This window comes from Arthrobacter sp. UYCu511 (assembly GCF_040547105.1).
GTDB classification, from domain to species: Bacteria; Actinomycetota; Actinomycetes; order Actinomycetales; family Micrococcaceae; genus Specibacter; species Specibacter psychrochitiniphilus.
On record NZ_JBEPPB010000010.1, the window covers coordinates 44,170 to 69,376 of the forward strand.

Genomic DNA, 25,207 nt, shown 5'->3' on the forward strand with positions numbered 1-25,207 from the left:
TCTCAAGCGCAATCTGCGCGAACCATATTGGAGGGACCATGACCGCAACATCTAGCAGTTCCAATAGTTCAGGCACGACGGCGGACGCGGCCTCGGGTGCCACCGTCCCGCCCGCTGGTGGGAGCCTTGCCGGCAAAACCCTGCTCATGTCTGGAGGGTCCCGCGGCATTGGCTTGGCTATCGCCGTTCGGGCAGCTCAGGATGGCGCCAACGTGGTGCTTCTGGCCAAGACTGACACCCCGGACCCGCGGCTGGCGGGCACAATCCACACCGCCGCTGCATCCATTGAGGCGGCGGGCGGGCAGGTGCTGGCCGTGGCGGGGGACGTGCGCGACGATGACACCATCGCCTCCGCCGTTGCACAGACGGTGGAACGCTTTGGCGGGATAGACATCGTGGTGAACAACGCCAGCGTCATCTCCCTGGACGGGACGCTGACGGTTTCACCGAAGCGGTACGACCTCATGCAAGATGTGAACGTGCGTGGTACCTTCATGCTGTCCAAGGCTGCGCTGCCGCACCTTTTGGAGGCGTCGAACCCGCATATTCTTTCGCTGTGCCCGCCGCTGAACATGTCCCAGAAATGGCTCGGTGCGAACCCGGCCTACACACTGGCCAAGTACGGCATGACGCTGACGGCGATGGGCTTCGCTGCGGAGTTCGCCGAGCAGGGCGTGGCCTCCAATACGCTGTGGCCGCGCACCACGATCGCCACGGCCGCCGTCGCCAACCTTCTCGGCGGGGAGGCGATGATCCGGCGCTCGCGGCATGCCATCATCATGGCCGACGCTGCCCACGCCATCCTCACCACCGACAGCCGCCAGTTGACGGGGCAGAACATCCTTGACGAGGAACTGCTGCGCTCCCGTGGCGAGACTGACTTCTCGTACTATGCCGTGGATCCGGCGGCGGAGCTCATGATCGACCTCTACGTGGACCCGTAATTACTACCTCCGCAGTCATGGCGGAAGCCGGTCAGATGGCGGGAACGGCTTCTGTCACGATGACGCGCAAGGTGCTGGCCAGCAGCGTGTGGACCTGGGGTCGGGTGAGAGTTTTTCGCAGCAGCCACTCGCGGCCACCGCTGCGGACCAGTTGGGTATAAATTCGGAACATGGCCCGAATTTGTTCCCGGTTCTTGGTGCGCTCGGCCAGTCCAGTGGCGTCGATGAGCAGCTCAATTGAGTCATTTTCAGCCGCGATCAAGATTTTTTCCAAATCCGGATCCCGCCCTATACTGCCTGAACCCAGCGCCAGCCAACTGGCACCGGAGGTCTCCAGTGAGTCCAGGAACCACGCCACCGCCACCTCCACACGTTCCTCAAAGGAGCCGTCGGGCAGCTTGGCCACCGCCACCTCTGAGACCGTGGAATTGACCTTGATGACTTCCAGGTACAGCTCGCGCTTGTTGCCGAAATAATGGTTGATGAGCCCACGGGCAACACCTGCAGCAGCGGCAATGTCGGTTGCTGAAACGTCCTCATAGGCTCGTTCATTGAACAGCTTTTGCGCACACTCAAAGATTTGTTGACGGCGTTCATCGGGGCTCAGCCGCTGCCTGCGGGGCTCGGTGCGGTCATCGGGAATCACGGTGTTGGGCCCGTCTGCATCCACGGCAGCCATGCCGGGATACCCTCGGGCACTGTCAAGGGGAAGTGCGGCGGGCGTTTTTCCAGGAACGAGGTGACACCCTCGACGGCGTCACTGTGCCCTGGTGTGCTAGCAATCAGGCGCGAGTCCACTGCGTGGACGGGGAAGGGTGAGTCCAAAGCGCTCAGCCGGTTGAGCATCTGCTTGATGACGGCGGTGGAGACCTCCGAGGTGTTGGCGATGAGGTCCCTGGCCAGTTCGTAGGCGGCCTCCAGTACGTCTTCGGGCTCGTGCACCGAGGTGACGAGTCCGGCGTCGAGCGCTTCCTGCGCCCCGAAAAGCCGGCCCGTCAGCATCCAGTCGCTCGCCTTGGACACTCCCACCAGGCGTGGCAGATACCAAACCGAGGCCCCCTCACGGAAGATGCCGCGGCGGCTGAACGGGAAGGAGAAGCGGGAATCGGTGGAGGCCAGGCGGAAGTCACAGGAGAGCGTGATGGTTATGCCGCCACCCACGGACACCCCGCGCAGGGCGGCGATGACGGGCTTGTTCATGGTGTAGATGGTTTTGGAGCAGCGCCCGGCCGGTTCCTGCCAGTCCTGGGTGGAGCCGGTCATGGTCACATCAAAGCCGCCACCGCTCAGATCAGCACCCACGGAGAAGTCCTTGCCAACGCTGGTGAAAACAACTATCTGGACCTCCGGATCGGCGTCGGCAGCCAGAAAAGCGTGCTCCAGTTCGTTTGCCATGGTCAGCGTGTAGCCGTTGCGTGCCTCGGGGCGGTTCAAGGAAACCGTGGCAATTCGCTCGGCAACGGCGTAGCTGATGGCCGTGTAGGGGAGGGGGACTTCAGCTGTCATGGTCATCGCTTTCATGAATGGAAAGTAAAGACTTGCGCCATCTATTGACACGGTGTCAATAGTCTTGCACTATGGGCATTATGTCAACAACTCGGCTTGTTTCCCGCTGGATCGATGAAGATCTTTGCGACGTTGCATCCCTGGCGAGGGTTTTCTCCACCAAGGAGGCAACCCGCTCGCAGAGAAATTCGGCGGCGCCAATGGGGTCATGAAGGAGCTCATTGCCACCTCCCTCTGACGCAGCACCAACCACCCGTTCCACCAAAAAAAGTTTTGCCAACCGTCCGTCCGCACTGCAGCGAACGAGATGACAATGGAAGGAAAGCTCACGTGAGCGAAGAAGTTGCACCGCAAGCCTATGTATATGACGCCATCCGCACCCCGCGCGGCCGCGGCAAAAAGGGTGCCCTGCACGGGACCAAGCCGATCGACCTCGTGGTGGGTCTGATCAACTCCTTACGGGCTCGCCACCCCGGCCTGGACGAAGACCTTATCGACGATCTGATCCTCGGCGTCGTCTCACCGATCGGTGACCAGGGCGCCGTCATTGCCCGCACCGCCGTCATCGCCGCCGGCCTGCCGGACACGGTGGGCGGGGTGCAGATCAACAGGTTCTGCGCCTCGGGTCTGGAGGCCGTGAACATGGCCGCCCAAAAGGTGCGCTCCGGCTGGGACCAGCTCATCATCGCCGGCGGCGTGGAATCCATGTCCCGCGTTCCCATCGGATCCGACGGCGGCGCCTGGGCCATGGACCCGGCCACCAACTATGACACCTACTTTGTCCCGCAGGGCGTGGGCGCGGACCTCATTGCTACGATGGAGGGCTTTAGCCGGGTGGACGTTGACGCCTACGCTGTGCGCTCGCAGCGCCTCGCTGCCCAGGCCTGGAAAGAGGGCCGCTTCGCCAACTCCGTCATCCCCGTCAAGGACCAAAACGGTCTGGTGGTGCTGGACCATGATGAGCATATGCGTCCCGAATCAACCCCGGAGTCACAGGCTGGTCTGCGGCCAGCCTTTGCGGCGATGGGCGAGGCCGGCGGCTTTGACGCCGTCGCCCTGCAAAAGTTTCATGCCGTGGAAAAGATTGACCACGTCCACACCGCTGCCAACTCTTCCGGAATTGTCGACGGCGCGGCCCTGGTTTTGGTGGGCAGCGCGGAGGTCGGCAAGCAGCTTGGACTGAAGCCGCGGGCCAGGATCGTGGCCACCGCCACCTCCGGCGCCGACCCCACCATCATGCTCACCGGCCCCACCCCGGCCACCAAGAAATTGCTCAAGACGGCCGGGCTGGGCGTTGCGGACATTGACCTGTTCGAGATCAATGAGGCCTTCGCCTCCGTGGTGCTGAAGTACCAGAAGGACCTGGGCATCCCGGACGAGAAACTGAACGTGAACGGGGGCGCCATCGCCATGGGCCACCCGCTCGGCGCCACCGGCGCCATGATTTTGGGCACCGTGCTGGACGAACTCGAACGGACCGATAAGCGCAGGGCCGTGGTGACCTTGTGCATTGGCGGCGGCATGGGCGTGGCAACTTTGATTGAGAGGGTCTAGGACGATGAGCGAGGACAACGTGCAGCACAGCAACACCATCCGCTGGGAACAGGACAGCGACGGCGTGGTCATCCTGACCATGGATGACCCCAACCAGTCGGCCAACACCATGAACGCTGACTACATCGCCTCCATGCAGGCAACCGTGGATCGTCTCGTGGCAGAGAAGGAGAACATCTCCGGCGTCGTACTGACATCTGCGAAGAAGACCTTCTTCGCAGGAGGGGACCTGAAGGATCTTGTCTCTTCCACCCCGGAGGACGCGCAAAGCGTCTTTGACCTAGGCCAGCAGATCAAGGCGCAGCTGCGCACGCTGGAAACCTTCGGTAAGCCCGTGGTCGCCGCCATCAACGGTGCGGCACTGGGTGGCGGGCTGGAAATTGCGCTGGCCACCCACCGCCGTATTGCATCGGACATGCGCGGCTCGGTCATCGGACTACCGGAAGTCACGCTGGGACTGCTGCCCGGTGGCGGCGGCATTGTGCGCACCGTGCGTCTCATGGGTGTTGTTGACGCCACCATGAAGGTGCTGCTGCAGGGACAGAAGTACAAGCCCCGCAAGGCGCTCGAGGTGGGCCTGGTTCACGAGGTTGTGGACACGGTGGAGGAACTCATTCCGGCTGCGAAGGCGTGGATCGCAGCCAACCCGGATGCCATACAGCCCTGGGACGTGCCCAAATACAGGATTCCAGGCGGCACCCCCAGCACGCCAGCCTTCGCCGCGAACCTGCCAGCATTCCCGGCCAACCTGCGCAAGCAGCTCAAAGGCGCCAATTACCCGGCCCCACGCGCCATTCTTGCCGCCGCTGTGGAAAGCACCCAGGTGGATATGGACACGGCCCTGGAGATGGAATCGCGCTACTTCGTTGAAGTGGTGACCGGGGCGGTATCCACCAACATGATCAAGGCCTTCTTCTTCGACATGAGCCACATCAGCGCCGGCGGGTCCCGACCCAAGGGCTTTGAGAAGTACACGGCCAAGAAGGTCGCCGTACTCGGCGCCGGCATGATGGGAGCGGGCATCGCCTATGTGTGTGCTCGCGGCGGCATGGACGTGGTGCTCAAGGACGTCTCCCTTGAAGCGGCGGAACGCGGCAAATCCTACTCCAAGACCCTCACCGACAAAGCCGTCTCACGCGGCCAGCAGAGCCAGGAGGCCGCAGACGCACTGCTGGCAAAGATCACCCCCACCGCAACGGCAGCGGACGTAGCCGGGGCGGACCTGGTCATCGAAGCGGTGTTTGAAAATGTGGCGGTGAAGCAGGCAGCGTTCGCCGAGATCCAGGACTTGCTGGGGGAGGACGCCGTGCTCGGCTCCAACACCTCCACCCTGCCCATCACCACTCTGGCCGAAGGTGTGCGCAGCCAAGGGAACTTCATTGGCCTGCACTTCTTCTCACCCGTGGATAAGATGCCATTGCTGGAGATCATCGCCGGTAAAAACACCTCGGATGAAACACTGGCCAAGGCATTCGATATTGCCCAGCAAATCCGCAAGACCCCCATTGTGGTCAACGATTCCCGCGGTTTCTTCACCTCCCGTGTCATCGGCACGTTCATAAACGAAGCCATTGCCATGCTCGGCGAAGGCATCGCGGCCCCGTCCATCGAACAAGCGGGTTTGCAGGCTGGCTACCCGGCGGCCCCGCTGCAACTGGCAGACGAACTGAACCTGAGCCTCCTTTCCAAGATTCAAAAGGAAACCAAAGCTGGCCTGGACGCAGACAATGGGGTGCAAAAGTACCGCCACCATGCGGGCTACGACGTAGTGGATCAGATGATTGAAACGTTTGAGCGCAAGGGCAAGCTCGCCGGCGCCGGTTTCTACAACTATGCCGACGGTCACCGCACAGGAGTCTGGGAAGGGCTCAAGGAAACCTACGGCGGCACAGCGGAAATCCCGTTCCAGGACATGGTGGAGCGCATGCTTTTCGCCGAGTCCTTGGAAACCGTCAAGTGCCTGGATGAGGGCGTGCTGCGCAGTGTGGAGGACGCTAACATCGGCTCCATCTTGGGCATCGGCTTCCCGGCCTGGACCGGCGGTGTGCTCCAGTACATGAACGGGTACCACGGTGGCCTGGCAGGTTTCGTGGCCCGCTCACGTGAGCTGGCGGCCAAGTATGGCGAACACTTCCTCCCCCCGGCTTCTCTGGTGGCCAAGGCTGAGAAGGGCGAAACTTACTGATGAGCCCTCTTGCCGCGGTCGGTCCCGCTTTCACCCAAGTTTGGACGGCGTTCACTGTTGATACGGCACCCACCCCGGGTGTCGCCGTCGTGAATCTGGTGGGTCCCGGCCGCGGGAACATGATGGGGCGCGCCTTCTGGGCAGAACTGCCGCAGGTCTTTGCCGCGCTCGACGCCGATGAATCCGTCCGGGCCGTGGTGCTCACGGGTGCCGGTAATCACTTCAGTACGGGCCTTGACGTGGCGGAGGTGCTGGGTGGCTGGCTTGGCAAGCTGGGGCCGGGATCCGTGGCCCAAGCAGCCCAGCGAACGGAACTGCTCGGGCTGATCCGGGAAATGCAGGCCGGCATCACCTCCGTTGCCCTGTGCCGCAAACCCGTCATTGCCGCCGTGTCCGGCTGGTGCATTGGCGGCGGGGTAGACCTGATCAGCGCTGCGGATGTACGGCTGGCCTCAGCTGATGCGAAGTTCAGTGTCCGTGAGGCACGGCTGGCGATCGTTGCCGACGTTGGAAGTCTCCAGCGCCTGCGCGGCATCATTGGCGAGGGTGCGCTGCGGGAACTTGCCCTGACAGGCAAGGACATCACGGCGGAGCGGGCCGGCAGGATCGGCCTAGTCAATGACATGTATCCGGACGCGGCGGCACTTCTGGAAGCAGCGCTAGGTATGGCGGGGGAAATCGCCGCCAATTCCCCGCTGGCTGTGGCAGGCACGAAGGCTATTTTGAACGAAGATAGGGAAGAAATTGTGGCCCGCGGGCTGCGCCACGTCTCCCTGTGGAACTCCGCCTTTTTGCACAGTGAGGACCTACTTGAGGCCGTAGCTGCGATGGGGGAGCGCCGTCCGGGAGTGTTCATGGGTCACTAGAGGCTTCAAGGGATTCAAGGGTCATGATGGCATATCCACGATAAAAGTCAGAGTCGTTTTTTACCAAAAGGAGCTTTTCATGTACCTCACTCAAGGACATGATCGTCACCGGTGGGGAGGTTGTGTACTCGGCAGAGGTGGAAAACGCTTTGAGCAAGCACCCGGCGGTGGCCTCCTCGGCCGTCATTGGCGTCCCAGATGAGCACAACGGTGAGCGCGTGCACGCAGTGGTTGTCCTAGCGCCGGGGGCAGCTGCCACTGCCGAAACACTGCGGGACTTTTGCCGTGAACATATTGCCGGGTACAAGATTCTGCCAGCTTTGAATTCCCCGAGACGCTGCCTATCTCCGGCGCAGGGAAAATCCTCAAGCGTGAGCTACGCGAGAGCTACGCCGCGGCGCAGGCTCTCTAAAGCAGCAGCGGCGTCCTTGGCCCGGCAGCCACGCGGAAACACGAATTTTTCAACCATACTGAGCTCTTGGAGGGCATCTTGATCACCGTTACAGCAGAGGAACAATTCCAGGCGTGGAAGGCGAAGGAGCTCCCTGCCGCGGAAGAAGTCCGGCCCGGAGTGTGGTCAATCCCCGTGCCCTTCATTAATAATCCCATGCGCTACACGCTCGCCTACCTGCTGATTGGTGACGGCGAGGCGGCGCTGGTGGATCCCGGTTGGGACTCGGATGTTGGCTGGGAGATGCTCAAGGCAGGACTGGCAATTGCTGGGCTCACACCCGCGTCCATCACCGCTATTGTGGTGACGCACTTCCATCCCGACCACCTGGGCATGGCTGCGCGGTTACGGGAAGCGTCGGGGGCATGGGTTGCGCTCGGTGCCGACGAGCCACTGCCCACGCACTGGCGCGTGGACCCCACACAGTTTGTTGAGGAGGATAGGGCACAATTTATCGCGTGGGGCGTGCCGGCGCAGTACTTGGAGGAAGTGAGTTTTCAAGCGGACACCTGGGCGCAGATGACCGGCGTAGCCGAGCCGCAGAGGCGCCTGGCAGATGGCGAATTGCTGCCCGTTGCTGGGCTTTCGGTACGCGTGTTGGCCACACCCGGGCACACGCCCGGGCACATTTGCCTCATCGACGAGAGGAACTCGCTGATCCTCACGGGCGACCACGTGCTGCCACGCATCACCCCGCACGTCTCGCTCGAAGCTGCCAGTCATGCCAACCCGCTGGGGGATTACCTCGACTCGCTGGAAATTATGGGAGCTGGCGCAGAGATGGAGGTCCTGCCGGCGCACGAATACCGTTTCCGAGGGCTGCTGGCCCGTGCCGCTGAGCTGAAGGAACACACGCTGGAACGCTCCCGCGAGGTCATTGCTGTGCTGGAATCCGGGGCGGCTGCGAGCGTATGGGACGTGTCGAAGGAGTTGACGTGGTCACGCGGCTTTGATTCGCTGCGCGGTTTCACGCTGCGGCTGGCACTTGCCGAAACGGCCAGCCATCTGGTGTACCTGACGGAGCAAGGCCGCAACGTGGGGATCTCAGTATCAAGAGGCACCCCCGCCACCCCCAACCTTCTACCGACGCTATCCCACTAATGGCATGATTTTGCCGGACGCTATCGCAATGATCTCCGTCTCCTTAGCGTGAGTCGTCAATGGTGGGATAGGGATAGGAAAAAGCAGCCACTGGTGGGATAACGTCGCAAAAAAAGTGACCATTAGTGAGATAGCGTCCGGTGGAGGGGCTAGAGGGGGTCCGGGGTGGGGGCTGGGTCGGTGAAATCGCCGCAGTCGCGGCGGAAGCGGGCCAGGATGCTGGTCATGGTGCGCAGTTCCTCGGCCGGGATGCCAGGGCTGGCGAACACCTCTTCGTTCAAGACAGTGGTTGCTTTCTCCACCAACACCCGCCCAAGATCGCTGAGCACCACTAAAGTTGCCCGGCCGTCCGTTGGGTGGGCTTCGCGGCGCACCATGCCGTCTTTTTCTAAGCGATCAACCACGCTTGTCACAGATGTAGGGTGTACCTGCAAGCGTGCGCTGGCACTGGCCATGGGCAACGCACCTCCACGCGTGAAGGACAACAACCTTAATAATTCAAGCCGGGCGTAGGACAGTCCCAGAGGCTTCAACACGGCATCGACCCGGCTATACATGAGTTGATGAGCGCGCATGACGGATGAAAACGCGGCCATGGCATCAGCGCTATCAGCCCAACCGTGGGCGATCCATTGGCGCTTGGCCTCGGCGATGGGGTCCAGAGGAAGCGGTGTGGGGGAAGCCATGGGAGTCCTTTCCTACGGGTTCCTGGGGGCAAATTCCTCGGAGAGAAACTGGCTAGTTCAACAATTTACTTGGTATACCTAGTAAATGCTAGTGGTACCTAGTATTCTGCACTGTGAGGACAGTGCATGACGCTAAAAGCAGTCTCTGATGATGGCTGTTTTGATAAAGCAACACCGCAAAAACGCAGACCATGCGTTCTCGGCATCTTTTAGCGTCAGGATCCTGCTCTCTAGTGCCCGGACCCACTAGGCACGGTACGTGGCAGGCGGGCCTCCATGACGGACAATGGAGGCAAACGCAACAGAGACTGTTAGAAATAGAGATTGTTAGACATAAAGATTGTTGTACAGCGGTGCCGGTGCCGCCCGAGTGAAGCAAGCACATGAAAGAGGATCAAGAGAATGTCGACCCCCAAGAGTAAGCAGGCCGCCGGCATCTTAGAGCGCTGGAATGGTCTAGGCCTGTGGGCTAAAATTGGCGTTTCAGCGGTCGGTTTGATCGTGCTGCTGGGCGTTGCCGTCCTAGTAGTCAGGTGGCTGACCTCTCTGACGGCGATCCAGGACTTCATGACCACCTACCCGGGCGCCTCTGAATTGCCAGCGAACGCCCCCGTGGGGCTGCCCGCCTGGCTTGGGTGGCAACACTTCATCAACACGTTTTTGATCCTGCTCATCATCCGTTCAGGCTGGCAGGTTCGCACCACCAAACGCCCAGCCGCGCACTGGATCCGGAACAACAAGGGCCTGATCAAGACCCCCGGCAATCCCACCAAGATCAGCCTTGACCTGTGGTTTCACCTCACCCTAGACGCCCTCTGGGTCCTCAACGGCGCCATCTTCATTGTGGTCTTATTCTTCACCGGCCAGTGGATGCGCATTGTGCCCACCAGCTGGGATGTATTCCCCAACGCGATTTCCGCAGGACTGCAGTACCTCTCCCTCGATTGGCCCACCGACGACGGCTGGGTCAACTACAACGGCCTGCAGCTGCTGACGTACTTCATCACGGTCTTCATCGCCGCGCCGCTGGCCATCATCACGGGCCTGCGCATGTCCGGCGCCTGGCCCAAAAACGCCACCACGCTGAACAAGATCTACCCCATTCAGGCCGCCCGCGCACTGCACTTCCCGGTCATGCTCTACTTCGTGGGCTTCATCGTCATCCACGTAACCCTGGTCCTGGCCACAGGCGCCCTGCGCAACCTCAACCACATGTACGCCTCCTCCAACGAGGTGAACTGGTGGGGTTTTGGCATCTTCGCCGCATCCCTGGTGGTCATGGCCGCCGCCTGGTTCCTGGCGCAACCGCTCTTCCTGCGCCCCGTGGCCTCCCTGATGGGCAAGGTCACCAAATAGTTCCCTAGAAGTACGACGGCGGCACCCACCACAGTGGGCACGCCAGCCCCGCAGCCACTACCCCCGTCACCACTATCCCCGTCACCACTATCCCCGTCACCACCAGGAGTTGGCGCCGCGCCACCTCCACTACTGAGGCCGCAAAGATGCGGTACGAAGGAGACGCCATGAATGAGTTCAGCCCCGAGCAGCAGGCAGTCGTGGAGATGGTGCGAGACTTTGCCACCACCGAACTTGCCCCCCACACGGCACAATGGGATGAGAGCAAGCATTTTCCGGTGGATGTACTGGCCCAGGCTGGGGCATTGGGCATGGGCGGGATTTACGTCGCGGAGGAATATGGCGGCTCCGGCCTGAGTCGGAGTGACGCGGTGCTGATCTTCGAGGAGCTCTCGGCAGTGGATCCCACCATTGCCGCCTACATTTCCATCCACAATATGGTGGCCTGGATGATCGACGCCTTCGGCAATGAAAAACAGCGTGCCGCATGGCTCCCCGGAATCACAGCCATGACAGAGCTGACCAGCTACTGCCTCTCAGAGCCCGGCGTAGGCTCCGATGCGGCCGCCATCACCAGCCGGGCCGTACGCGACGGCGATGACTACGTGCTCAACGGCACCAAACAATTCATCTCCGGGGCAGGCTCCTCCGCTTGGTATTTGGTGATGGTCCGCACGGCGGACCAGGGCGCAAAGGGGATCACCGCCGTCGTAGTTCCCCATAACGCACCCGGGCTCAGCTTCGGGGCGAATGAGAAGAAGATGGGCTGGCGGGCTCAACCCACACGCCAGGTGGTGTTTGAGAACGTGCGCATCCCTGTGGCGAACCGGCTCGGTGAGGAGGGCGACGGTTTCGGCATCGCCATGAAGGGACTCAACGGTGGGCGCGTGAACATTGGCGCCTGCTCCCTCGGCGGTGGCCGGGCGGCACTGGAAAAGTCCATCGCCTACCTGAAGGAACGGCAAGCATTCGGTGGGCCGCTGATTGAAAAACAGCACCTGCTGTTTCAAATCGCGCAGATGGAGACGGATTTGGAAATCTCCCGGACCATGCTGATGCGCGCCGCGCATGCCCTGGACACCGGCTCCCCGGACACCGTGAAACTGTGTGCCATGGCCAAGCTCGTAGCCACAGATGCCGGGTTCACCGTGGCCAACCAGGCCCTGCAGTTGCACGGCGGGTACGGCTACCTCAGCGAGTACGGGCTGGAAAAACTGGTCCGGGACCTGCGAGTGCACCAAATTCTTGAAGGCAGCAATGAAATTATGCGCTTGATCATTGGCCGTCTGGCCGTGGAGCGTTAAGAAGTGGAGGATGTAACCATGGAACCCAATGAAGTTCTTGTGCAGCGCAGCGGTGGGCTGGGGCACCTGGTCCTGAACCGGCCCAAAGCCATCAACGCGCTGAACCACGGCATGATCCTTTCCATTGCGGCCGCCCTTGACGAGTGGGAAACGGACGACGCCGTGAGTACCGTTCTCATTTCGGGTGCCGGTGAGCGGGGATTGTGTGCCGGCGGGGACATCGTCTCCATTTACCACGATGCCCGGACCGGAGGGGATTCCAGCGAGCAGTTCTGGCGTGACGAGTACCTTCTCAATGCCCGCATCGCCCGCTATGCGAAGCCCATTGTGACGCTCATGGACGGGGTGGTGCTGGGCGGCGGTGTAGGCATTTCTGCGCACGCCTCGCACAGGATTGTCACCGAACGTTCCCGGATCGGCATGCCGGAGACGGGCATCGGCTTCGTCCCTGACGTGGGCGGCACGTTCCTGCTCTCCCGCGCACAGGGGGAGCTGGGCACGCACGCCGGGCTGACAGGGGCCATGGTCAGCGGTGCCGACGCGATCGCCATGGGCCTGGCCACCCACTTTGTTGACTCTGCGGTCCTGCCCACGCTGGTGGCCGAGCTGGCACAGCGGGGGGCAAGCTCCGTCGTCGCCCGTCATGGGCAGGTGCCCCCGGAATCTGCGCTGGCTGCGGCCCGGTGGTGGATTGATGAGTGCTATGCCCCGGACTGCGCCGGCACCATTCTTGAGCGCTTGGCCCGTGTTGAGGATCCGGTGGCCCAGGCGGCGGCGGAGACCATCGCCGCGAAGTCGCCCACGGCCGTGACCGTGACGTTGGCCGCGCTGCGTCGGGCCAAGGCGTTGGGGTCCCTCGAAGAGGTGCTGAACCAGGAGCTGCGGGTGTCCTTGCGGGCACTGGCGTGGCCGGATTTTGCCGAGGGAATCCGGGCGCAGTTGGTGGACAAGGACAGGAACCCGAAGTGGTCACCCACCACGCTGGCGGAGGTGTCCGCCGCTGTGGTGGACGGTGCCTTTGCGGATTTGGGTCCGCGGGAGCTGGGCCTGGTGGCACCAGCCGCCGATGCCGTTTTGTAAGTGGATGAAGGGAGCAGGACCATGAGCGAGGACTCAACAACAGGGGCAGGTGCCAGCGTTGGCACTGATGCGCAGGTGGCTTTCATCGGTCTGGGACACATGGGTGGCCCCATGGCAGCCAACCTGGTGAAGGCGGGCTATTCAGTCACCGGATTTGATGTGGTGCCTGCGGCGCTGGAAGCGGCAGCCGCGGCCGGTGTGGTGGTGGCGGAATCCTCAGCCGCAGCCGCGGATGGCGCTGATGTCATCATCACCATGCTCCCGGCCGGCAAGCACGTGTTTGCCGCGTTCGAGGGCGAAGGTCCCGGTGGCGGGCTGCTGGCCGCAGCTAAACCAGGTGCCCTGTTCCTGGAATGCTCCACCATTTCCGTCGAGGACGCACGGGCCGCACATTGGATGGTGGCTAACTCCGGCCACCGTGGCCTGGATGCTCCCGTGTCCGGCGGTGTCATGGGGGCCGAGGCTGGCACCTTGACGTTTATGGTGGGCGGCTCCGAGGAGGACTTTGCCGCGGGCATGCCGTTGTTTGAGGTGATGGGTAAACGGATTGTGCTCTGTGGTGGCCCCGGCGCCGGGCAGGCCGCCAAGGTGTGCAACAACATGATCTTGGGTGTGTCCATGATCGCCGTCAGCGAGGCGTTTGTGCTGGGTGAAAAGCTGGGGCTGACACACCAGGCGCTGTACGATGTTGCCGCCAATGCGTCCGGACAATGCTGGGCGCTGACCACCAACTGCCCGGTACCGGGGCCCGTTGCCGCCAGCCCCGCCAACCGCGACTACCAACCCGGGTTCGCCGGGGCGCTCATGGCTAAGGACCTGGGGCTGGCCGTGGAGGCCCTGAATGCGACAGGCGTGGACGCCGTGATGGGGCGCTCCGCCGAGGAAATATACCGTGAGTTCGCTCTGGAAGGCGGAGCCGGAACCGACTTCTCCGCCATCATCAACACCATCCGGGCCGCCTCGGACGGTGCGACCTCCGACTAAGCCTGCTCTTTTTCCCAGACACCTCTCCATTTACTGAAACGGAAGACCTTTTCATGACGCAGTATTCCTTGATCCTGACCGAACAACGCGGCCGGGTTGGCCTCATAACGCTCAACCGTCCCGAAGCCTTGAACGCACTCAGTGACACCATGGGCCGTGAAATTCTGGCCGCGGCACGGGCCTTTGATGCCGACCCCGGGGTGGGAGCCATTGTCATCACAGGATCCTCACGGGTCTTCGCCGCAGGTGCGGACATCAAGGAGATGGCGAGTAAATCCTCCGTTGACATGTACCTTGCCGACTGGTTTTCAGCCTGGGATGAGCTGGCCCGGGTCCGGACCCCGCTCATCGCCGCCGTGGCCGGCCATGCCTTGGGTGGTGGGTGCGAGCTGGCCATGATCGCGGACTTCATCATTGCCGCGGAGAACGCAAAGTTTGGCCAGCCGGAGATCAAGTTGGGCGTCATTCCGGGGATGGGCGGCTCGCAGCGGCTGACCCGCGCCATCGGTAAAGCCAAGGCCATGGAAATGGTGCTGACCGGGCGGGTTATGGGCGCGGTTGAGGCCGAGGCGGCCGGGTTGGTGGCCCGGGTGGTTCCTGTTGATGCGCTGTTGGAGGAGGCCATGGAAACCGCTGCCACCATCGCCTCCATGTCCAAGCCCGTGGCCATGATCGCCAAGGAAGCCGTCAACGCGGCCTTTGAGTCCACCCTTGCCGAGGGAGTTCGGCACGAGCGGCGCGGGATCTTCGCCTGTTTCGCCACCGAGGATCAGAAGGAAGGCATGGCAGCCTTCACCGAAAAACGCCCGGCCAATTTCAAACACCGCTAATTTCCTTCCGACGCTCCCTCACCTTTGGCGGCTTTTTGGGAAACCCTCCCTCACAGGGGCGCGAATCCTAGTCCCGATCCGGTTGCCCCATGATGTGGGGCGGCCGGGCGCCCCACGGAACCACCCTCAAAACCGGCGTTTCAGGCCCAACAACCACTCGAGTTGGTGATTGGCGAAAATGCATGTACTGTTGAGGACGCAACGCGGGGTGGAGCAGTTCGGTAGCTCGCCGGGCTCATAACCCGGAGGTCACAGGTTCAAATCCTGTCCCCGCAACCAGATGAGGAAAACCCTCGGTCAGATGACCGGGGGTTTTTCGTTTCCCCGTGCCGTCGCTAGCCGGCTGCGCCGGGTTCGAGAGCCAAAAATTGGGTGAAGGTGTCGTTGTGATTTCCGCGGAAAGTGTGCCGCAGCGTCCAGCGCTGGAGCGTTCCTTGACCGGCACGGAGTTCTCCCGCTGGTACTGGCTGAAAACCGAGCTGGCTGACTTTGCCCGCAGCTACGCCCTTGTCTCTACGGCACTGCAACGCGGCAGCTCAGCGGAGCCGTCACCGCGGACACAAGAGTCCCGGCGGGCCAGCGCTGCAGCCAGCTCCTGCGCGCTTGGTTTGAGGCACAACTGGATGCCGCCTGGCAGGTCTACCGATCCCTGCCGGTGGACCTGCGCCCCTGAATACCCTTGTGGCCCACGTCTGCCTCAGCCGCTGCAGGAGCGTTGGTAGTAGGGCCGGAGGATTAGGCCGGGTAAAGAAGTACTTCTGCTGCCTTGACCACGAAGAACACCTCGGTGCCCGGTGCCAATCCAAGCTCGGCGACGGCGGCGGGGGAGATGTCGGCGGACATCTGCCCGGCCCGGACGCGAATGTGACCGCCGTGGGGCTCCAAGTCGCTCACCCGTACCCTGAAGCAGTTCCGCGGACTTCCCGCCGGCGGGGCCAAGAACACTGACACCGCCGACGGCGGGAACGCGGCTATCGCGGCCACCTCACCACGGGCGCCACCACCGGCGCCGTCACCTTGGGCGCAGACTGCTTGGCCACCGACGGGCTGGCCGGTGACCTGGACGCCGTCGGGCATGGAAAGAATGTTTCCGGAGAGGACTCCGGAGAGGACATTGAGTCCGGCGAGGGAGGCGGCGAAGGCACTACGCGGATGGGACAGCACCGCGGCGGTGGGGCCGGATTCTACGATCCGTCCGTGCGCCATCACAATGATGCGGTCAGCGAGCATGAGGGCGTCGAGGACATCGTGAGTGACGATGATGGCACGGCGCCCGGTCAGCACTCGTTTGAGCAGGCTGCGCAGGAACGGGGTGCTGTTCACATCGAGTGCGGCCATGGGTTCATCGAGGAGCAGCAATTCTGGATCTGTGGCGAGTGCCCGGGCCAGAGCCACCCGTTGTGCCTGCCCGCCGGACAACGCTGCCGGTAGTCGTCGAGCAAGCTCCAGCGCGCCTATCTCATCCAACCAATGGCGGGCTGTTTCGCGGCTTGCCTTCTTCGTGGCTCCTTGGCTTCGCGGGCCAAAGGCCACATTGTCTAGTACATTCAGGTGCGGGAAAAGAAGTGGTTCCTGCGCCAGCAAGCCAATGCCGCGTTCATGCGGGGGCAACCACAGCGAACCGCCGCGGCCCTTGCCGCCGCCCGAGCCAGCGCTGGAGCCGCCGCCGGGGGAGAGCCGGAACAGGGTGCGCCCGTCCAAAGTAGCGAGTCCGGAATCGGGTTTGAGCAGGCCCGCCAGCATATGCACGGCCGTGGACTTGCCCGCTCCGTTGGGGCCCATGATGGCGAGGGTTTCGCCCGGCTGCACATGTAATTCAAAATCTACATTCCGGACGGTGAGGGTTGCTTTCAGTTGCAGGGTCATAAGACATCCGCCCGTCCGGACACAGAAGTGTGTTGCGGTGGCTTCGGCGCCCGGTACGTCAACGCCACTACAAGCACGGCCACAGCAATGAGTAGGAAGGATAGTGCCACGGCGGCCTCAGGGTCCGTTTCACGCTGCAAATAAATTTCCAATGGCAGGGTCCGTGTGACACCCTGCAAGCTACCGGCAAACGTCAGCGTAGCGCCAAATTCACCCAGACTGCGGGCAAAGGAAAGCACAGCCCCGGAGATCAGCCCCGGCAGCACCAGCGGCACGGTCACCCGGCGCAGCACGGTTCCGGGACGGGCTCCCAACGTTGCGGCAACGGCCTCATATTTCTGTCCGGCGGTGCGCAACGTCCCCTCGAGGCTCAGCACCAGGAACGGTAGCGCCACGAAGGTTTGCGCCATGATGACGGCCGTGGTGGAGAACGCAATATTGATGCCCACCAGCTGCAGCGACTTGCCCATCAGTCCGGCTCGGCCAAAGGTGTATAGCAGCGCCAAGCCGCCCACCACTGGAGGCACCACCAGCGGCAGCAGTATCAAAGCGCGTAGAATTCGTTGTCCAAAAAACTGCGTCCGCGCCAGCAGTAACGCCAGCGGTACACCAAAAATGATGCACAGCACGGTACTCGCAGCAGCAGTTCGCAGACTTAGCAAGAGGGCAGCCACGGAGGATTCTGAGCTAATAAGTGGCAGGAACTGCCCCCAGTTGACCTGCGCCACCATACCGGTCAGTGGCAGCAGAATGAACAATGCCCCCAACGCCGCGAGAGCATAAATCCACGCTGGGACCCCTGAGTACTGCCATGGCCGGCGCCAGCCACCACCACGCGCGGCCCCGGCATCTGGGCGGGCTGGGGCGCCGTGGTGGTGGGAGAAGGTCTTAGGGAGCGCCAAATCCAGCGTCCCGGAGAGTCTTTTGGCCCTGTTCCCCGGTCACCAAGGCAATGAAGGCCTGAGCTACCTGAGGGGATTGCGAAGTGTTGACGGCGGCAATGGGGTAGTGGTTGATGGTGGGATTCTTGAGCCCGAGCGGGACGCTCACCACTTTGTCCCCTGCGGTTTTGGCGTCTGTAACGTAGACCAGTCCAGCGTCTGCCTCACCGGAGGTGACTTTACCCAGAACGCTGGTGACGTTCAGTTCCTCGCTTACGGGTTTCAACGTCAGGCCGGCGGACTTGGCGTCTGAGGCGCTGGCGGCGCCACACGGCACCTGGGGTGCGCAAATGACAAGTTTTACGCCTTCCTTGGCGGCATCGGCAAAGGAGGTGATGCTCGCGGGGTTGCCGGGCGGGACCACCAAGGTCAAGAAGTTATTGGCAAACTCAACGGGGGTTCCCTGGACGAGCCCGGCGTCGCTGAGTTTGCTCATGTTGGCTTGGTCCGCGGAGGCGAACACATCCGCTGGGGCACCTTCCTTGATCTGGGTGACCAGTGTGGAGGAGCCGTCAAAGCTGAGTGAGACCTTCACCTTCGGGTGGGCGACTTCAAATTGTGATGCCAACTCGGTGAACGTTTTTTTCAGGGATGCGGCGGCGTAGACATTGAGCGTCCCGGAGAGTTCCGGACTGTCCATGACAGGAGCGGAAGGAGAATTTTGCGGGGCTGGATCCGCGGAGGGAGCGCATGCGGCCAAGCCTAACGCCATCACGGCACCGGCCGCGAGGGCTGTGTACCGGATTCCCCTGTGCCCGGAGCCTAGGCGCCCAGCCATGCTCCGAGATCCAGATGCTTCCCATGACGATCGTGTGAACATTTTCATGCGGTTTTCCCCTTTGCCGGCACTTCGATAATGACGTTGGTTGACTTCACTACTGCTGTGGCCACTGAACCGAGTTCAAGCCCCAAATCACGCACGGCTTCACTGCTCATGAGCGAGACCACACGGAATGGCCCGCACTGCATTTCAACTTGGGCCATGACCCTATCCATCACAATGTTGGTTACAAGGCCCACCATACGGTTGCGTGCGGAGCTGCCAATTCCGGTGGGATCGTCGGGCAGCTGTGATTGCTTCTTCGCCAAGGCAGCCAGCTCAACGCCGTCCACCACCATCCGCCCCTGTTGGTCCTTGCTGCCGTGCAAGGTGCCATTCTCGAGCCAGCGGCGCACGGTGTCGTCACTGACACCAAGGAAACGAGCAGCTTCTGAAACGCGAATAGGTGTCATATGGGCCATTCTATCCGCAAATACGGCATCTAGGACTGTTTGGCGTGCAGTAATCTTCAGGCGCGGACAGCTACTGCGCTGGCGGGCTGGTGGCTCTAAGCTGAAGTGAGTTGCCTTCACGTAGGGGAGGCCCGAAAGGAAAGAGTTGGACATGAATGCACCTATTAATACCGGAGTTGCAGGAGCCGTACCTGTGCTGACTTTGAACAACGGCGTCACCATCCCGCAGTTGGGGTTCGGTGTCTTCCAGATTCCGCCGGAGGAGACCCGCCTCGCCGTGGGCGAGGCACTGGCAGCTGGTTACCGGCATATTGATACAGCCGCCGCCTACCGCAATGAGGCCGGTGTGGGTGCCGCGATTGCGGAATCCGGTATACCGCGGGACGAGATTTTCCTGACCACCAAGCTGCGCAACGGCGAACAAGGCAGCCCCCGGGCAGCGTTTGAGGCAAGCCGCAAGGCCTTGGGCGTGGACACGATCGATCTGTACCTCATCCATTGGCCCGTCCCATCTCAAGGACTCTACGTGCAGGCCTGGCGGGAACTAGAGATCCTCTACGCCGAGGGGCACATCAGGGCCATTGGAGTTTCCAACTTCCTCCCTGAGCACCTTGACGAGTTGCTGGCCAACTCCACAGTGGTGCCGGCAGTCAACCAGATTGAGGTGCACCCTAGTTTCACGCAGGATGCGCTGGCACAAAAGAGTCGCAGTCATGATATTGCGGTTCAGGCTTACAGCCCGCTGGGACAGGGCCGGGATTTGTCCAGCCCCGTTGTGAGCGAATTGGCTGCCAAATATGGGGCGACTGCGGCCCAGATTGTGCTTGCCTGGCATCTGGGGCTGGGGAATATCGTGATCCCTAAGTCAGTAACCCCGCAACGCATCCGAGAGAATTTGGCCGCCACGAGTTTTAGCCTGAGCTCCGAGGAAATAGCAGCTATCTCCGCCTTGGAAACTGGCGAACGGATTGGGGCCGATCCTGCCGTAGCCGCTTTCACCCAGATGTAGGCGCACGGACGGCGCTGGTCCCATGTCTGCTCAATAAGCATGGGTGGTTTCGGAGGAATCCGAAACCACCCATGTGGAGCCACACTTTTGTAGCTGCCCAGTCGCAGCGGCTAGGAATTAGAGCGAATCGAACTCAGCTTCGTCAATGTGATCCGCTGCCGTGATGGCAGCCGGAGCCGGTGATCCGCCAGCCTTCAAAGCAGCCAAACGGGCTTCAACCTCAGTCTGCTCGCCCAAGTCCTCGAGGGAGTTGAACTGGGCATCCAGGCTGGAGGCGGCGAGCTCGTTCTGTCCACGCACCTTAGCTTCTTCGCGGCGGATTTTCTCCTCGAAACGGCTCACCTCACTGGTGGGGTCCATGATGTCGATGCTCTTGAGCGCATCGTGCACCTGACTCTGCGCAGCCGCCGTCTTGGAGCGTGCAATCAGCTCATTGCGCTTGCTGGCCAATTCACTGAGCTTGCCGTTCATCTGCTGCAAACCAGTTTTGAGCTTGTCAACCACATCCGTCTGAGCGGCGATGTTCGGTTGTGCCGCACGGGCCTCATTCTCAGAGGAGATCTGACGCTGCAGCGCCACCTTGGCCAGATTGTCGAACTTCTGAGCGTCGGCAGGATTACCTGCGGAGCGGAATTCATCAGCCTTGCGGCTTGCGGCGAGGGCCTTGGAACCCCAATCCTGGGCGTTCTTTACGTCCTCGTTGTAGTCATCTTCGAGCATGCGCAGGTTGCCGATGGTCTGAGCAACGGCACTTTCAGCCTCGGTGATGTTGGCCTTGTAATCGCGCACCATCTGGTCAAGCATCTTCTGAGGGTCCTCGGCCTGATCCAAAAGCGCATTGATGTTGGCCTTGGCCAACTGTGAGATACGGCCGAAAATTGACTGCTTTGCCATTCTTTACCCCTTATATTTGCTGGTTGCATCAAACAAAAATCTCAATAAGTACGGTGCGAGGCGTCCAATAGTGTTTGAGTCTAAAGGACCTTCCTGAATTCTTGCCCAGCCTACCCGGCGGTGCAATGCCGTGAACGTTCGACGCCGGTTCCTGGGTTGGGTGCCTGCCGTTATGTTGCGCAGTAGCTTCGCAGCCAGAGGAACAAGTGTGGGCGCAGTGCACCCGGCGGAACTAGAAGTTACCGCCGCCACCACCAAAGCCGCCGCCGCCTCCACCGCCTCCACCACCAAAGCCACCGCCGCCTCCGCCACCAAAACCGCCTCCACCAAAGCCTCCGCCTCCACCGCCGGACAGCAGCCCGCCAATGATGCCGCCGAGAATGGCGCCGCCCATTCCTCCGCCCATGGATCCGCGGCCTCCTCCGCCGTACCCTCCGCCTCCGCCGAAGCGATCAACATCGTTCTGCGCGTACTGGATGGCTTGTTGGGCCAGTGCTTGTGCTTGTTGGGCATAAGTTAATGCGTTGCTGGGATCAGAATCGGCAATGCTCACGGCGTAGTCGAAGTTGCGTTCCGCCTCGGAGAGCCGGGTCCTGGCCGCTGATCCAACCCCGCCGCGACGGGCGGCAATGAAGTCCTTGGCGGTGGCGATAGTTGCCTGTGCCCCGGCAAGAGCTTGTTGTAGTGAGGCCTGAGCGCGCAGGGCTTGCTGTTGCTGATCTCGGATGCCCGTCAACAGTTCATCGAGCTGAGTGTGAGCAGTCTGCACAGCGGTAAGCAGCGCAACGGGGTCCGGTTTACCTGCAGCAGCGTTCATGCGCACATCGTCGAGTGAGGTTTCTGCGGCATGGACGGTGGGTGCGTAGCGGGCAAACTGAGCCGATGCCACCATGGACTTAGCTTGTTCAAGATCAGCAACGGCTGCTGGAAGTGCAGCCCGCAACGTGGTGGCCGCGTCATTAATGGCAGCCTCGGTTTTGGTGATGGCTTGTAGCAGCACACTACTTTGTAGCAGGCTTTCCTCGGCGGCCTTGACCGCAACAGCAGCGCCTGCCGTATCCGATCCCGCCAGTTTGGTATCAGCCTCGGCTGCCGCAGTGTCAACAAAATCGAGGCGTTCGGTGGCTTCGGCAACGTTGTCGCGCACCGGTGCCAATGCGGTCTCGGAGTATTGAGCTGTCAACGCCGTCAACTTTTGTTCGGCACCGGCAACTTCCTTCCGAGCTTCGGCGGCCTGGGCCCGAAGGCTGGCCAGCACGGTTGGAGCCGTCCGTTCCAGCTCGCGGAGCTCATCGAAGCCGGCCTTCTCGGCATTCAATGCAGCGTTGGCGTCCTCGCTGCGTTTGATAATTTCTCCGAGCCACGTCCGCTGTTCTTCAATGGTGTCCGGAACTTCGTCGTCGAGTTGTTGTTGGAGCTTGAACGATTCGGACAGGTGCGTCTTGGCGCTGTCCAACGCTGCCTGGAATTGTTTGACGGCCGCATCTCCATAGGATGCCTGGGCGAAACCAATCTCATGCTCACTGGTCTTGATGGCGTCATCGGCGGCGATCAGCAGGGAACCGGCCTTGGAACGCAGCTCCGGGATGGTCATGCCGGCATTGGGGTCCAGGGCTGCCCCGTCGGGTCCGTAACCCTTGGCGGTGGCTTCAGCAGCGTTCTTCTTGCGCTTCCTACGCATGTAGAGGGCTGTACCGGCACCGCCAACCACCACGACGCCTCCCACTCCCAACGCAACGAATCCACCGGTTGGGTCGGGGACCTTGCCCTTACCGCCGCTGGCTGCATCGCCCAGGGCTGCGGCTGCATCGATGGCGGCCTGCGCCCAGTTTCCAGCGGAGAGCTGGGGTTTGATGGCGCTCGATTGAATGGTGGAGCCTTGGGCTGGGGTCAGGAACGTGTTGGTGCCGCCAACGAATCCATACTGTTTTGTTTGAACGGCCACGGCCAGCAGAACATCGAACTGGCCCATGTTTTTCTCGGTGGCAACAGTTTGGGCCCACGCCTCCGGGGCCTGCCCATCAAAGGAGTCGACATAGACCGCGAAGAGCGTCACACCGTGGTCCTTGCTCAATTTCGTGATCGCGTTTTGAACCTCGGCCTTTTGATTGCCAAGAGCATTGGCATTGTCCACAATGTAGGTGCCGCCGGGAATACTCACGGGCGGTTCGGCGTGTGCCAGAGCTGCCGGGAACAACATCAGTGCCACCAATGCCAAGACTGCTAGAACTGGGGGATATACCTTCAACCGTGCAAACATCGCTCACCTTTGGTGTGGGACCACAGCGGGACCACTCTGGGAATCGGGTTTAATACTTCACACGATACTATGGGGCAGTTTTGATTGGCCTGGCTAAGCACAGCAAGTTTTTCGCTGTCCGGATAATGCCACCGCTGCTGGGCAGGGGAGATAATGGGAGCTGATGAACCTTCACAGCTACCTTCCAGCGAACGTTCGTCAAGGCTCCAGCCATGAACGACATGATGAAACTCAAGCAAGGATTCATCACACAGGATTTCAATGAAGGGACAGCTGATGTCTGAGAACAACGGTGAAAACACCACACGCAGCAACGAACAATCCGAGCAGGACCAGCCCACCCCCTCCCAGCACGACGGTGCCGCAACTGCGCCCGAAGCAACTGCGCCCGAAACTTCCCAGCCCGAGGGATCTGCATCGCAGCAGCCCCAGCAGCCGCGATTCGCGCAAGCACCCCATACCGGCGCTACACCTGCCAGCCCCTCCTTTGCGCCACGGCAGGAACAGCAGCCCTGGGCCGCCCCTGTTCAAGCTCCGCAGTCACAGGCTCCCTATACCCAGGCTCCACAGGCTCCCTATACCCAGGCTCCTCAGGCCCAGCCCGTCAGGCCAACTCAGCAGTCGCAAGCCCCCCAGCAGCCCCCAGCCGGAGCTCCGTCCCCCGGATATGCTGCTCCGCCGGCCTACGGGGCCCCATCCCACAGCGCAACGTCCCACAGCGCAACGTCCCAGAACCCCACGGAACCCATCCCGCAGAGCTTTGGTCACCAAGGATTTGGTGAGGGATATGCCGGGCCGGGCTATCCGGCGTCGAACGCTTATCCGCACTCAGTGGCACCGGCCGTTGCACCGCAAAGCCGGCGCAAGGAAGGCAGGAAGGTGGGCATGGGCATGTTCACCTCCGGTGTTTTGGCCGCAGCATTAGTGGGCGGGCTGGTGGGCGGCGGATCCTTGTTCCTGCTCGACCAGCAGAATAACAACACCGCCACCGGTAGCAGCCAGCAGAGTGCCCCCTTGGTGGTCAATAACACCAACTCGGTCAATCAGGTGACGGCGGCCGCTGCCAAGGCCATGCCGTCGGTGGTCACCATTTCGGCCACGAGCGGCACTTCCGGCGGCACAGGTTCAGGGATCATCTTGGACACGGAAGGTCATATCCTGACCAACACGCACGTTGTCACGCTGGACGGGGCGGCCGCGCACGCCACTATTCAGGTCCAGACCAGCAATAACAAGGTTTATGACGCCACGATCGTTGGTACTGACCCGCTCTCAGACCTTGCCATCATCAAAATTGATGCACCCAATCTGGTTCCGGCCACGCTGGGTGACTCCAACAAGATCAATGTCGGTGACACCGTGATCGCGATCGGTTCGCCGCTAGGCCTCAATGCCACAGTCACCGAAGGTATTGTCTCCACGCTGAACCGCACCATCCAAGTGGCGTCCTCTGCTGTTCCGGAAACCCCTGGAGACTCCTCCCCGAATCAAGGCGATGGTGGCAATGGCTTCCAATTCTCGCCTCCGGGCGGTGGGCAATCCAGCACAACGCCTACGGGAACGGTGAATTTGAACGTGATCCAGACCGACGCAGCCATCAACCCCGGCAACTCCGGTGGTGCCCTAGTCAATGCACAAGGCCAGGTCATCGGTGTCAACGTAGCTATCGCCTCAACGGGCAGTTCATCCGGCTCCAGCAGCCAAAGTGGCAACATCGGTGTGGGTTTCTCCATCCCCATGGATCATGCCCAGCGGATTGCTCAGGACATCATCAAAACCGGTAAGGCCACCCACGGCCAGCTAGGTGTCACAGTCGGTGGTACCTCCTCAACGGGGTCAAGTAGTTCCTTCTCAACTGGTGCCACCGTGGCTAAGGTGACGGCAGGAAGCGCCGCTGCGAAAGCAGGCTTGAAGGAGGGCGATGTCATCACTCAAATGGGCAACCGCACCATCTCGGACCCTGCAGATTTGACAGCCGCCGTTCGTGAACAAGCGGGCGGCGCCACCGTCAAGGTGGACTTCACCCGGGCAGGCAAGGCCCAGAGCGTGGACGTCACACTGGATACCATGACAGCTAGCTAGATCGGAGCCCTGCCGGGTCCCTGCAAGTCCGCACTGGACGCGCTGGCACCGGCAGAGTCCATAAGAGAGTCCCCG

The 25,207-nt window shown here is 61.7% G+C and carries 24 protein-coding genes and 1 tRNA gene; 15 read left to right on the forward strand and 10 right to left on the reverse strand.

Translation table 11 applies throughout. The features are described 5' to 3' along the window. Nucleotides 1-38: 38 nt before the first annotated feature. Complete coding sequence (locus ABIB48_RS13550; protein ID WP_354213321.1) at nucleotides 39-944, forward strand: SDR family oxidoreductase; 906 nt, start codon at nucleotides 39-41, stop codon at nucleotides 942-944. 31 nt (nucleotides 945-975) lie between these two features. On the opposite strand, the gene ABIB48_RS13555 is transcribed toward ABIB48_RS13550, so the two are convergent. Together ABIB48_RS13555 and ABIB48_RS13560 are read right to left on the reverse strand one after the other, a co-directional pair. After that, a complete protein-coding gene (locus tag ABIB48_RS13555; protein ID WP_110107046.1) occupies nucleotides 976-1,623 on the reverse strand; it encodes a TetR/AcrR family transcriptional regulator in 648 nt (215 codons plus the stop codon). Beyond that, the gene (locus ABIB48_RS13560; RefSeq protein WP_354213322.1) at nucleotides 1,587-2,465 is read right to left on the reverse strand and encodes an enoyl-CoA hydratase-related protein; all 879 of its coding nucleotides are present in this window, start codon (nucleotides 2,463-2,465) and stop codon (nucleotides 1,587-1,589) included. The genes ABIB48_RS13555 and ABIB48_RS13560 overlap by 37 nt, the downstream gene beginning before the upstream one ends. A gap of 315 nt (nucleotides 2,466-2,780) precedes the next feature. Between ABIB48_RS13560 and ABIB48_RS13565 the strand changes: the two genes are divergently transcribed. From ABIB48_RS13565 to ABIB48_RS13585, 5 genes are all read left to right on the forward strand, one after another. Further along, nucleotides 2,781-4,004 (forward strand): acetyl-CoA C-acetyltransferase, encoded by a 1,224-nt coding sequence (locus tag ABIB48_RS13565; RefSeq protein ID WP_354213323.1) that lies wholly within the window; start codon nucleotides 2,781-2,783, stop codon nucleotides 4,002-4,004. Nucleotides 4,005-4,008: 4 nt separating this feature from the next. Continuing rightward, nucleotides 4,009-6,189 carry a 3-hydroxyacyl-CoA dehydrogenase NAD-binding domain-containing protein gene (locus tag ABIB48_RS13570; RefSeq protein WP_354213324.1) on the forward strand — a complete coding sequence of 727 codons (2,181 nt, stop codon included), beginning with the start codon at nucleotides 4,009-4,011 and terminating at the stop codon, nucleotides 6,187-6,189. Beyond that, a complete protein-coding gene (locus ABIB48_RS13575; protein WP_354213325.1) occupies nucleotides 6,189-7,055 on the forward strand; it encodes a crotonase/enoyl-CoA hydratase family protein in 867 nt (288 codons plus the stop codon). Before ABIB48_RS13570 ends, ABIB48_RS13575 begins: the two co-directional genes overlap by 1 nt. Before the next feature lie 98 nt (nucleotides 7,056-7,153). Next, nucleotides 7,154-7,549 (forward strand): AMP-binding enzyme, encoded by a 396-nt coding sequence (locus tag ABIB48_RS13580; RefSeq protein ID WP_354213326.1) that lies wholly within the window; start codon nucleotides 7,154-7,156, stop codon nucleotides 7,547-7,549. Beyond that, a complete protein-coding gene (locus ABIB48_RS13585) occupies nucleotides 7,546-8,607 on the forward strand; it encodes an MBL fold metallo-hydrolase (protein ID WP_354213327.1) in 1,062 nt (353 codons plus the stop codon). Before ABIB48_RS13580 ends, ABIB48_RS13585 begins: the two co-directional genes overlap by 4 nt. Nucleotides 8,608-8,756: 149 nt before the next feature. Here the strand turns inward: ABIB48_RS13585 and ABIB48_RS13590 are convergent, their stop codons facing one another. After that, nucleotides 8,757-9,293: a MarR family winged helix-turn-helix transcriptional regulator gene (locus tag ABIB48_RS13590; RefSeq protein WP_354213328.1), complete on the reverse strand. Its 537-nt coding sequence runs from the start codon at nucleotides 9,291-9,293 to the stop codon at nucleotides 8,757-8,759. Between the two features lie 402 nt (nucleotides 9,294-9,695). Between ABIB48_RS13590 and ABIB48_RS13595 the strand changes: the two genes are divergently transcribed. Continuing rightward, entirely contained in the window at nucleotides 9,696-10,649 is a 954-nt protein-coding gene (locus tag ABIB48_RS13595) for a cytochrome b/b6 domain-containing protein (protein WP_354213329.1), read from the forward strand. Between the two features lie 4 nt (nucleotides 10,650-10,653). Here the strand turns inward: ABIB48_RS13595 and ABIB48_RS13600 are convergent, their stop codons facing one another. Next, nucleotides 10,654-10,818, reverse strand: a complete 165-nt coding sequence (locus ABIB48_RS13600; RefSeq protein WP_170120998.1) for a hypothetical protein — start codon at nucleotides 10,816-10,818, stop codon at nucleotides 10,654-10,656. Between ABIB48_RS13600 and ABIB48_RS13605 the strand changes: the two genes are divergently transcribed. The 6 genes from ABIB48_RS13605 to ABIB48_RS13630 all read left to right on the forward strand — a co-directional run bounded on the left by ABIB48_RS13605 (nucleotide 10,817) and on the right by ABIB48_RS13630 (nucleotide 15,569). Then, nucleotides 10,817-11,953: an acyl-CoA dehydrogenase family protein gene (locus ABIB48_RS13605; RefSeq protein ID WP_110107052.1), complete on the forward strand. Its 1,137-nt coding sequence runs from the start codon at nucleotides 10,817-10,819 to the stop codon at nucleotides 11,951-11,953. The genes ABIB48_RS13600 and ABIB48_RS13605 overlap by 2 nt on opposite strands. 18 nt (nucleotides 11,954-11,971) lie before the next feature. After that, the gene (locus ABIB48_RS13610; protein ID WP_354213330.1) at nucleotides 11,972-13,033 is read left to right on the forward strand and encodes an enoyl-CoA hydratase/isomerase family protein; all 1,062 of its coding nucleotides are present in this window, start codon (nucleotides 11,972-11,974) and stop codon (nucleotides 13,031-13,033) included. 21 nt (nucleotides 13,034-13,054) lie between these two features. After that, a complete protein-coding gene (gene mmsB / locus ABIB48_RS13615) occupies nucleotides 13,055-14,017 on the forward strand; it encodes a 3-hydroxyisobutyrate dehydrogenase (RefSeq protein WP_354213331.1) in 963 nt (320 codons plus the stop codon). 53 nt (nucleotides 14,018-14,070) lie between these two features. After that, nucleotides 14,071-14,847 carry an enoyl-CoA hydratase gene (locus ABIB48_RS13620; protein WP_354213332.1) on the forward strand — a complete coding sequence of 259 codons (777 nt, stop codon included), beginning with the start codon at nucleotides 14,071-14,073 and terminating at the stop codon, nucleotides 14,845-14,847. A 202-nt stretch (nucleotides 14,848-15,049) separates the two neighbouring features. After that, nucleotides 15,050-15,126 (forward strand) — tRNA-Met (locus tag ABIB48_RS13625). A gap of 107 nt (nucleotides 15,127-15,233) precedes the next feature. Beyond that, entirely contained in the window at nucleotides 15,234-15,569 is a 336-nt protein-coding gene (locus ABIB48_RS13630) for a hypothetical protein (RefSeq protein ID WP_354213333.1), read from the forward strand. A gap of 13 nt (nucleotides 15,570-15,582) precedes the next feature. Here the strand turns inward: ABIB48_RS13630 and ABIB48_RS13635 are convergent, their stop codons facing one another. From ABIB48_RS13635 to ABIB48_RS13650, 4 genes are all read right to left on the reverse strand, one after another. Next, the gene (locus ABIB48_RS13635) at nucleotides 15,583-16,713 is read right to left on the reverse strand and encodes a sulfate/molybdate ABC transporter ATP-binding protein (protein ID WP_354213334.1); all 1,131 of its coding nucleotides are present in this window, start codon (nucleotides 16,711-16,713) and stop codon (nucleotides 15,583-15,585) included. After that, nucleotides 16,710-17,498, reverse strand: a complete 789-nt coding sequence (locus tag ABIB48_RS13640; RefSeq protein WP_354213389.1) for an ABC transporter permease — start codon at nucleotides 17,496-17,498, stop codon at nucleotides 16,710-16,712. Before ABIB48_RS13640 ends, ABIB48_RS13635 begins: the two co-directional genes overlap by 4 nt. A 103-nt stretch (nucleotides 17,499-17,601) precedes the next feature. After that, complete coding sequence (modA, locus tag ABIB48_RS13645; RefSeq protein WP_354213335.1) at nucleotides 17,602-18,432, reverse strand: molybdate ABC transporter substrate-binding protein; 831 nt, start codon at nucleotides 18,430-18,432, stop codon at nucleotides 17,602-17,604. 44 nt (nucleotides 18,433-18,476) lie between these two features. After that, a complete protein-coding gene (locus ABIB48_RS13650) occupies nucleotides 18,477-18,887 on the reverse strand; it encodes a TOBE domain-containing protein (RefSeq protein ID WP_110107057.1) in 411 nt (136 codons plus the stop codon). A gap of 151 nt (nucleotides 18,888-19,038) precedes the next feature. On the opposite strand from ABIB48_RS13650, the gene ABIB48_RS13655 reads away from it, so the two are divergent. Then, the gene (locus ABIB48_RS13655) at nucleotides 19,039-19,896 is read left to right on the forward strand and encodes an aldo/keto reductase (RefSeq protein WP_354213336.1); all 858 of its coding nucleotides are present in this window, start codon (nucleotides 19,039-19,041) and stop codon (nucleotides 19,894-19,896) included. Nucleotides 19,897-20,013: 117 nt separating this feature from the next. Here ABIB48_RS13655 and ABIB48_RS13660 read toward each other — a convergent pair whose 3' ends face one another. Together ABIB48_RS13660 and ABIB48_RS13665 are read right to left on the reverse strand one after the other, a co-directional pair. Continuing rightward, nucleotides 20,014-20,790, reverse strand: coding sequence for a PspA/IM30 family protein (locus ABIB48_RS13660; protein WP_110107059.1), 777 nt, complete (start codon nucleotides 20,788-20,790; stop codon nucleotides 20,014-20,016). A 232-nt stretch (nucleotides 20,791-21,022) separates the two neighbouring features. Then, nucleotides 21,023-23,050: a TPM domain-containing protein gene (locus ABIB48_RS13665; RefSeq protein WP_354213337.1), complete on the reverse strand. Its 2,028-nt coding sequence runs from the start codon at nucleotides 23,048-23,050 to the stop codon at nucleotides 21,023-21,025. Between the two features lie 276 nt (nucleotides 23,051-23,326). Here ABIB48_RS13665 and ABIB48_RS13670 point away from each other — a divergent pair, with 276 nt between their 5' ends. Then, nucleotides 23,327-25,132: a trypsin-like peptidase domain-containing protein gene (locus ABIB48_RS13670; RefSeq protein WP_110107061.1), complete on the forward strand. Its 1,806-nt coding sequence runs from the start codon at nucleotides 23,327-23,329 to the stop codon at nucleotides 25,130-25,132. Nucleotides 25,133-25,207: the final 75 nt, after the last annotated feature.

What these genes read in the sequence shown, in the direction of transcription:
- ABIB48_RS13670 (WP_110107061.1), top strand. Translation starts at nt 23,327, where the DNA reads ATGTCTGAGAACAACGGTGAAAACACCACACGCAGCAACGAACAATCC.
- ABIB48_RS13610 (WP_354213330.1), top strand. Translation starts at nt 11,972, where the DNA reads ATGGAACCCAATGAAGTTCTTGTGCAGCGCAGCGGTGGGCTGGGGCAC.
- ABIB48_RS13595 (WP_354213329.1), top strand. Translation starts at nt 9,696, where the DNA reads ATGTCGACCCCCAAGAGTAAGCAGGCCGCCGGCATCTTAGAGCGCTGG.
- ABIB48_RS13655 (WP_354213336.1), top strand. Translation starts at nt 19,039, where the DNA reads ATGAATGCACCTATTAATACCGGAGTTGCAGGAGCCGTACCTGTGCTG.
- ABIB48_RS13560 (WP_354213322.1), bottom strand. Translation starts at nt 2,465, where the DNA reads ATGAAAGCGATGACCATGACAGCTGAAGTCCCCCTCCCCTACACGGCC.
- ABIB48_RS13555 (WP_110107046.1), bottom strand. Translation starts at nt 1,623, where the DNA reads ATGGCTGCCGTGGATGCAGACGGGCCCAACACCGTGATTCCCGATGAC.
- ABIB48_RS13635 (WP_354213334.1), bottom strand. Translation starts at nt 16,713, where the DNA reads ATGACCCTGCAACTGAAAGCAACCCTCACCGTCCGGAATGTAGATTTT.
- ABIB48_RS13600 (WP_170120998.1), bottom strand. Translation starts at nt 10,818, where the DNA reads ATGGCGTCTCCTTCGTACCGCATCTTTGCGGCCTCAGTAGTGGAGGTG.
- modA (WP_354213335.1), bottom strand. Translation starts at nt 18,432, where the DNA reads ATGGCTGGGCGCCTAGGCTCCGGGCACAGGGGAATCCGGTACACAGCC.
- ABIB48_RS13665 (WP_354213337.1), bottom strand. Translation starts at nt 23,050, where the DNA reads ATGTTTGCACGGTTGAAGGTATATCCCCCAGTTCTAGCAGTCTTGGCA.
- mmsB (WP_354213331.1), top strand. Translation starts at nt 13,055, where the DNA reads ATGAGCGAGGACTCAACAACAGGGGCAGGTGCCAGCGTTGGCACTGAT.
- ABIB48_RS13570 (WP_354213324.1), top strand. Translation starts at nt 4,009, where the DNA reads ATGAGCGAGGACAACGTGCAGCACAGCAACACCATCCGCTGGGAACAG.
- ABIB48_RS13575 (WP_354213325.1), top strand. Translation starts at nt 6,189, where the DNA reads ATGAGCCCTCTTGCCGCGGTCGGTCCCGCTTTCACCCAAGTTTGGACG.
- ABIB48_RS13650 (WP_110107057.1), bottom strand. Translation starts at nt 18,887, where the DNA reads ATGACACCTATTCGCGTTTCAGAAGCTGCTCGTTTCCTTGGTGTCAGT.
- ABIB48_RS13620 (WP_354213332.1), top strand. Translation starts at nt 14,071, where the DNA reads ATGACGCAGTATTCCTTGATCCTGACCGAACAACGCGGCCGGGTTGGC.
- ABIB48_RS13590 (WP_354213328.1), bottom strand. Translation starts at nt 9,293, where the DNA reads ATGGCTTCCCCCACACCGCTTCCTCTGGACCCCATCGCCGAGGCCAAG.
- ABIB48_RS13605 (WP_110107052.1), top strand. Translation starts at nt 10,817, where the DNA reads ATGAATGAGTTCAGCCCCGAGCAGCAGGCAGTCGTGGAGATGGTGCGA.
- ABIB48_RS13580 (WP_354213326.1), top strand. Translation starts at nt 7,154, where the DNA reads ATGATCGTCACCGGTGGGGAGGTTGTGTACTCGGCAGAGGTGGAAAAC.
- ABIB48_RS13660 (WP_110107059.1), bottom strand. Translation starts at nt 20,790, where the DNA reads ATGGCAAAGCAGTCAATTTTCGGCCGTATCTCACAGTTGGCCAAGGCC.
- ABIB48_RS13550 (WP_354213321.1), top strand. Translation starts at nt 39, where the DNA reads ATGACCGCAACATCTAGCAGTTCCAATAGTTCAGGCACGACGGCGGAC.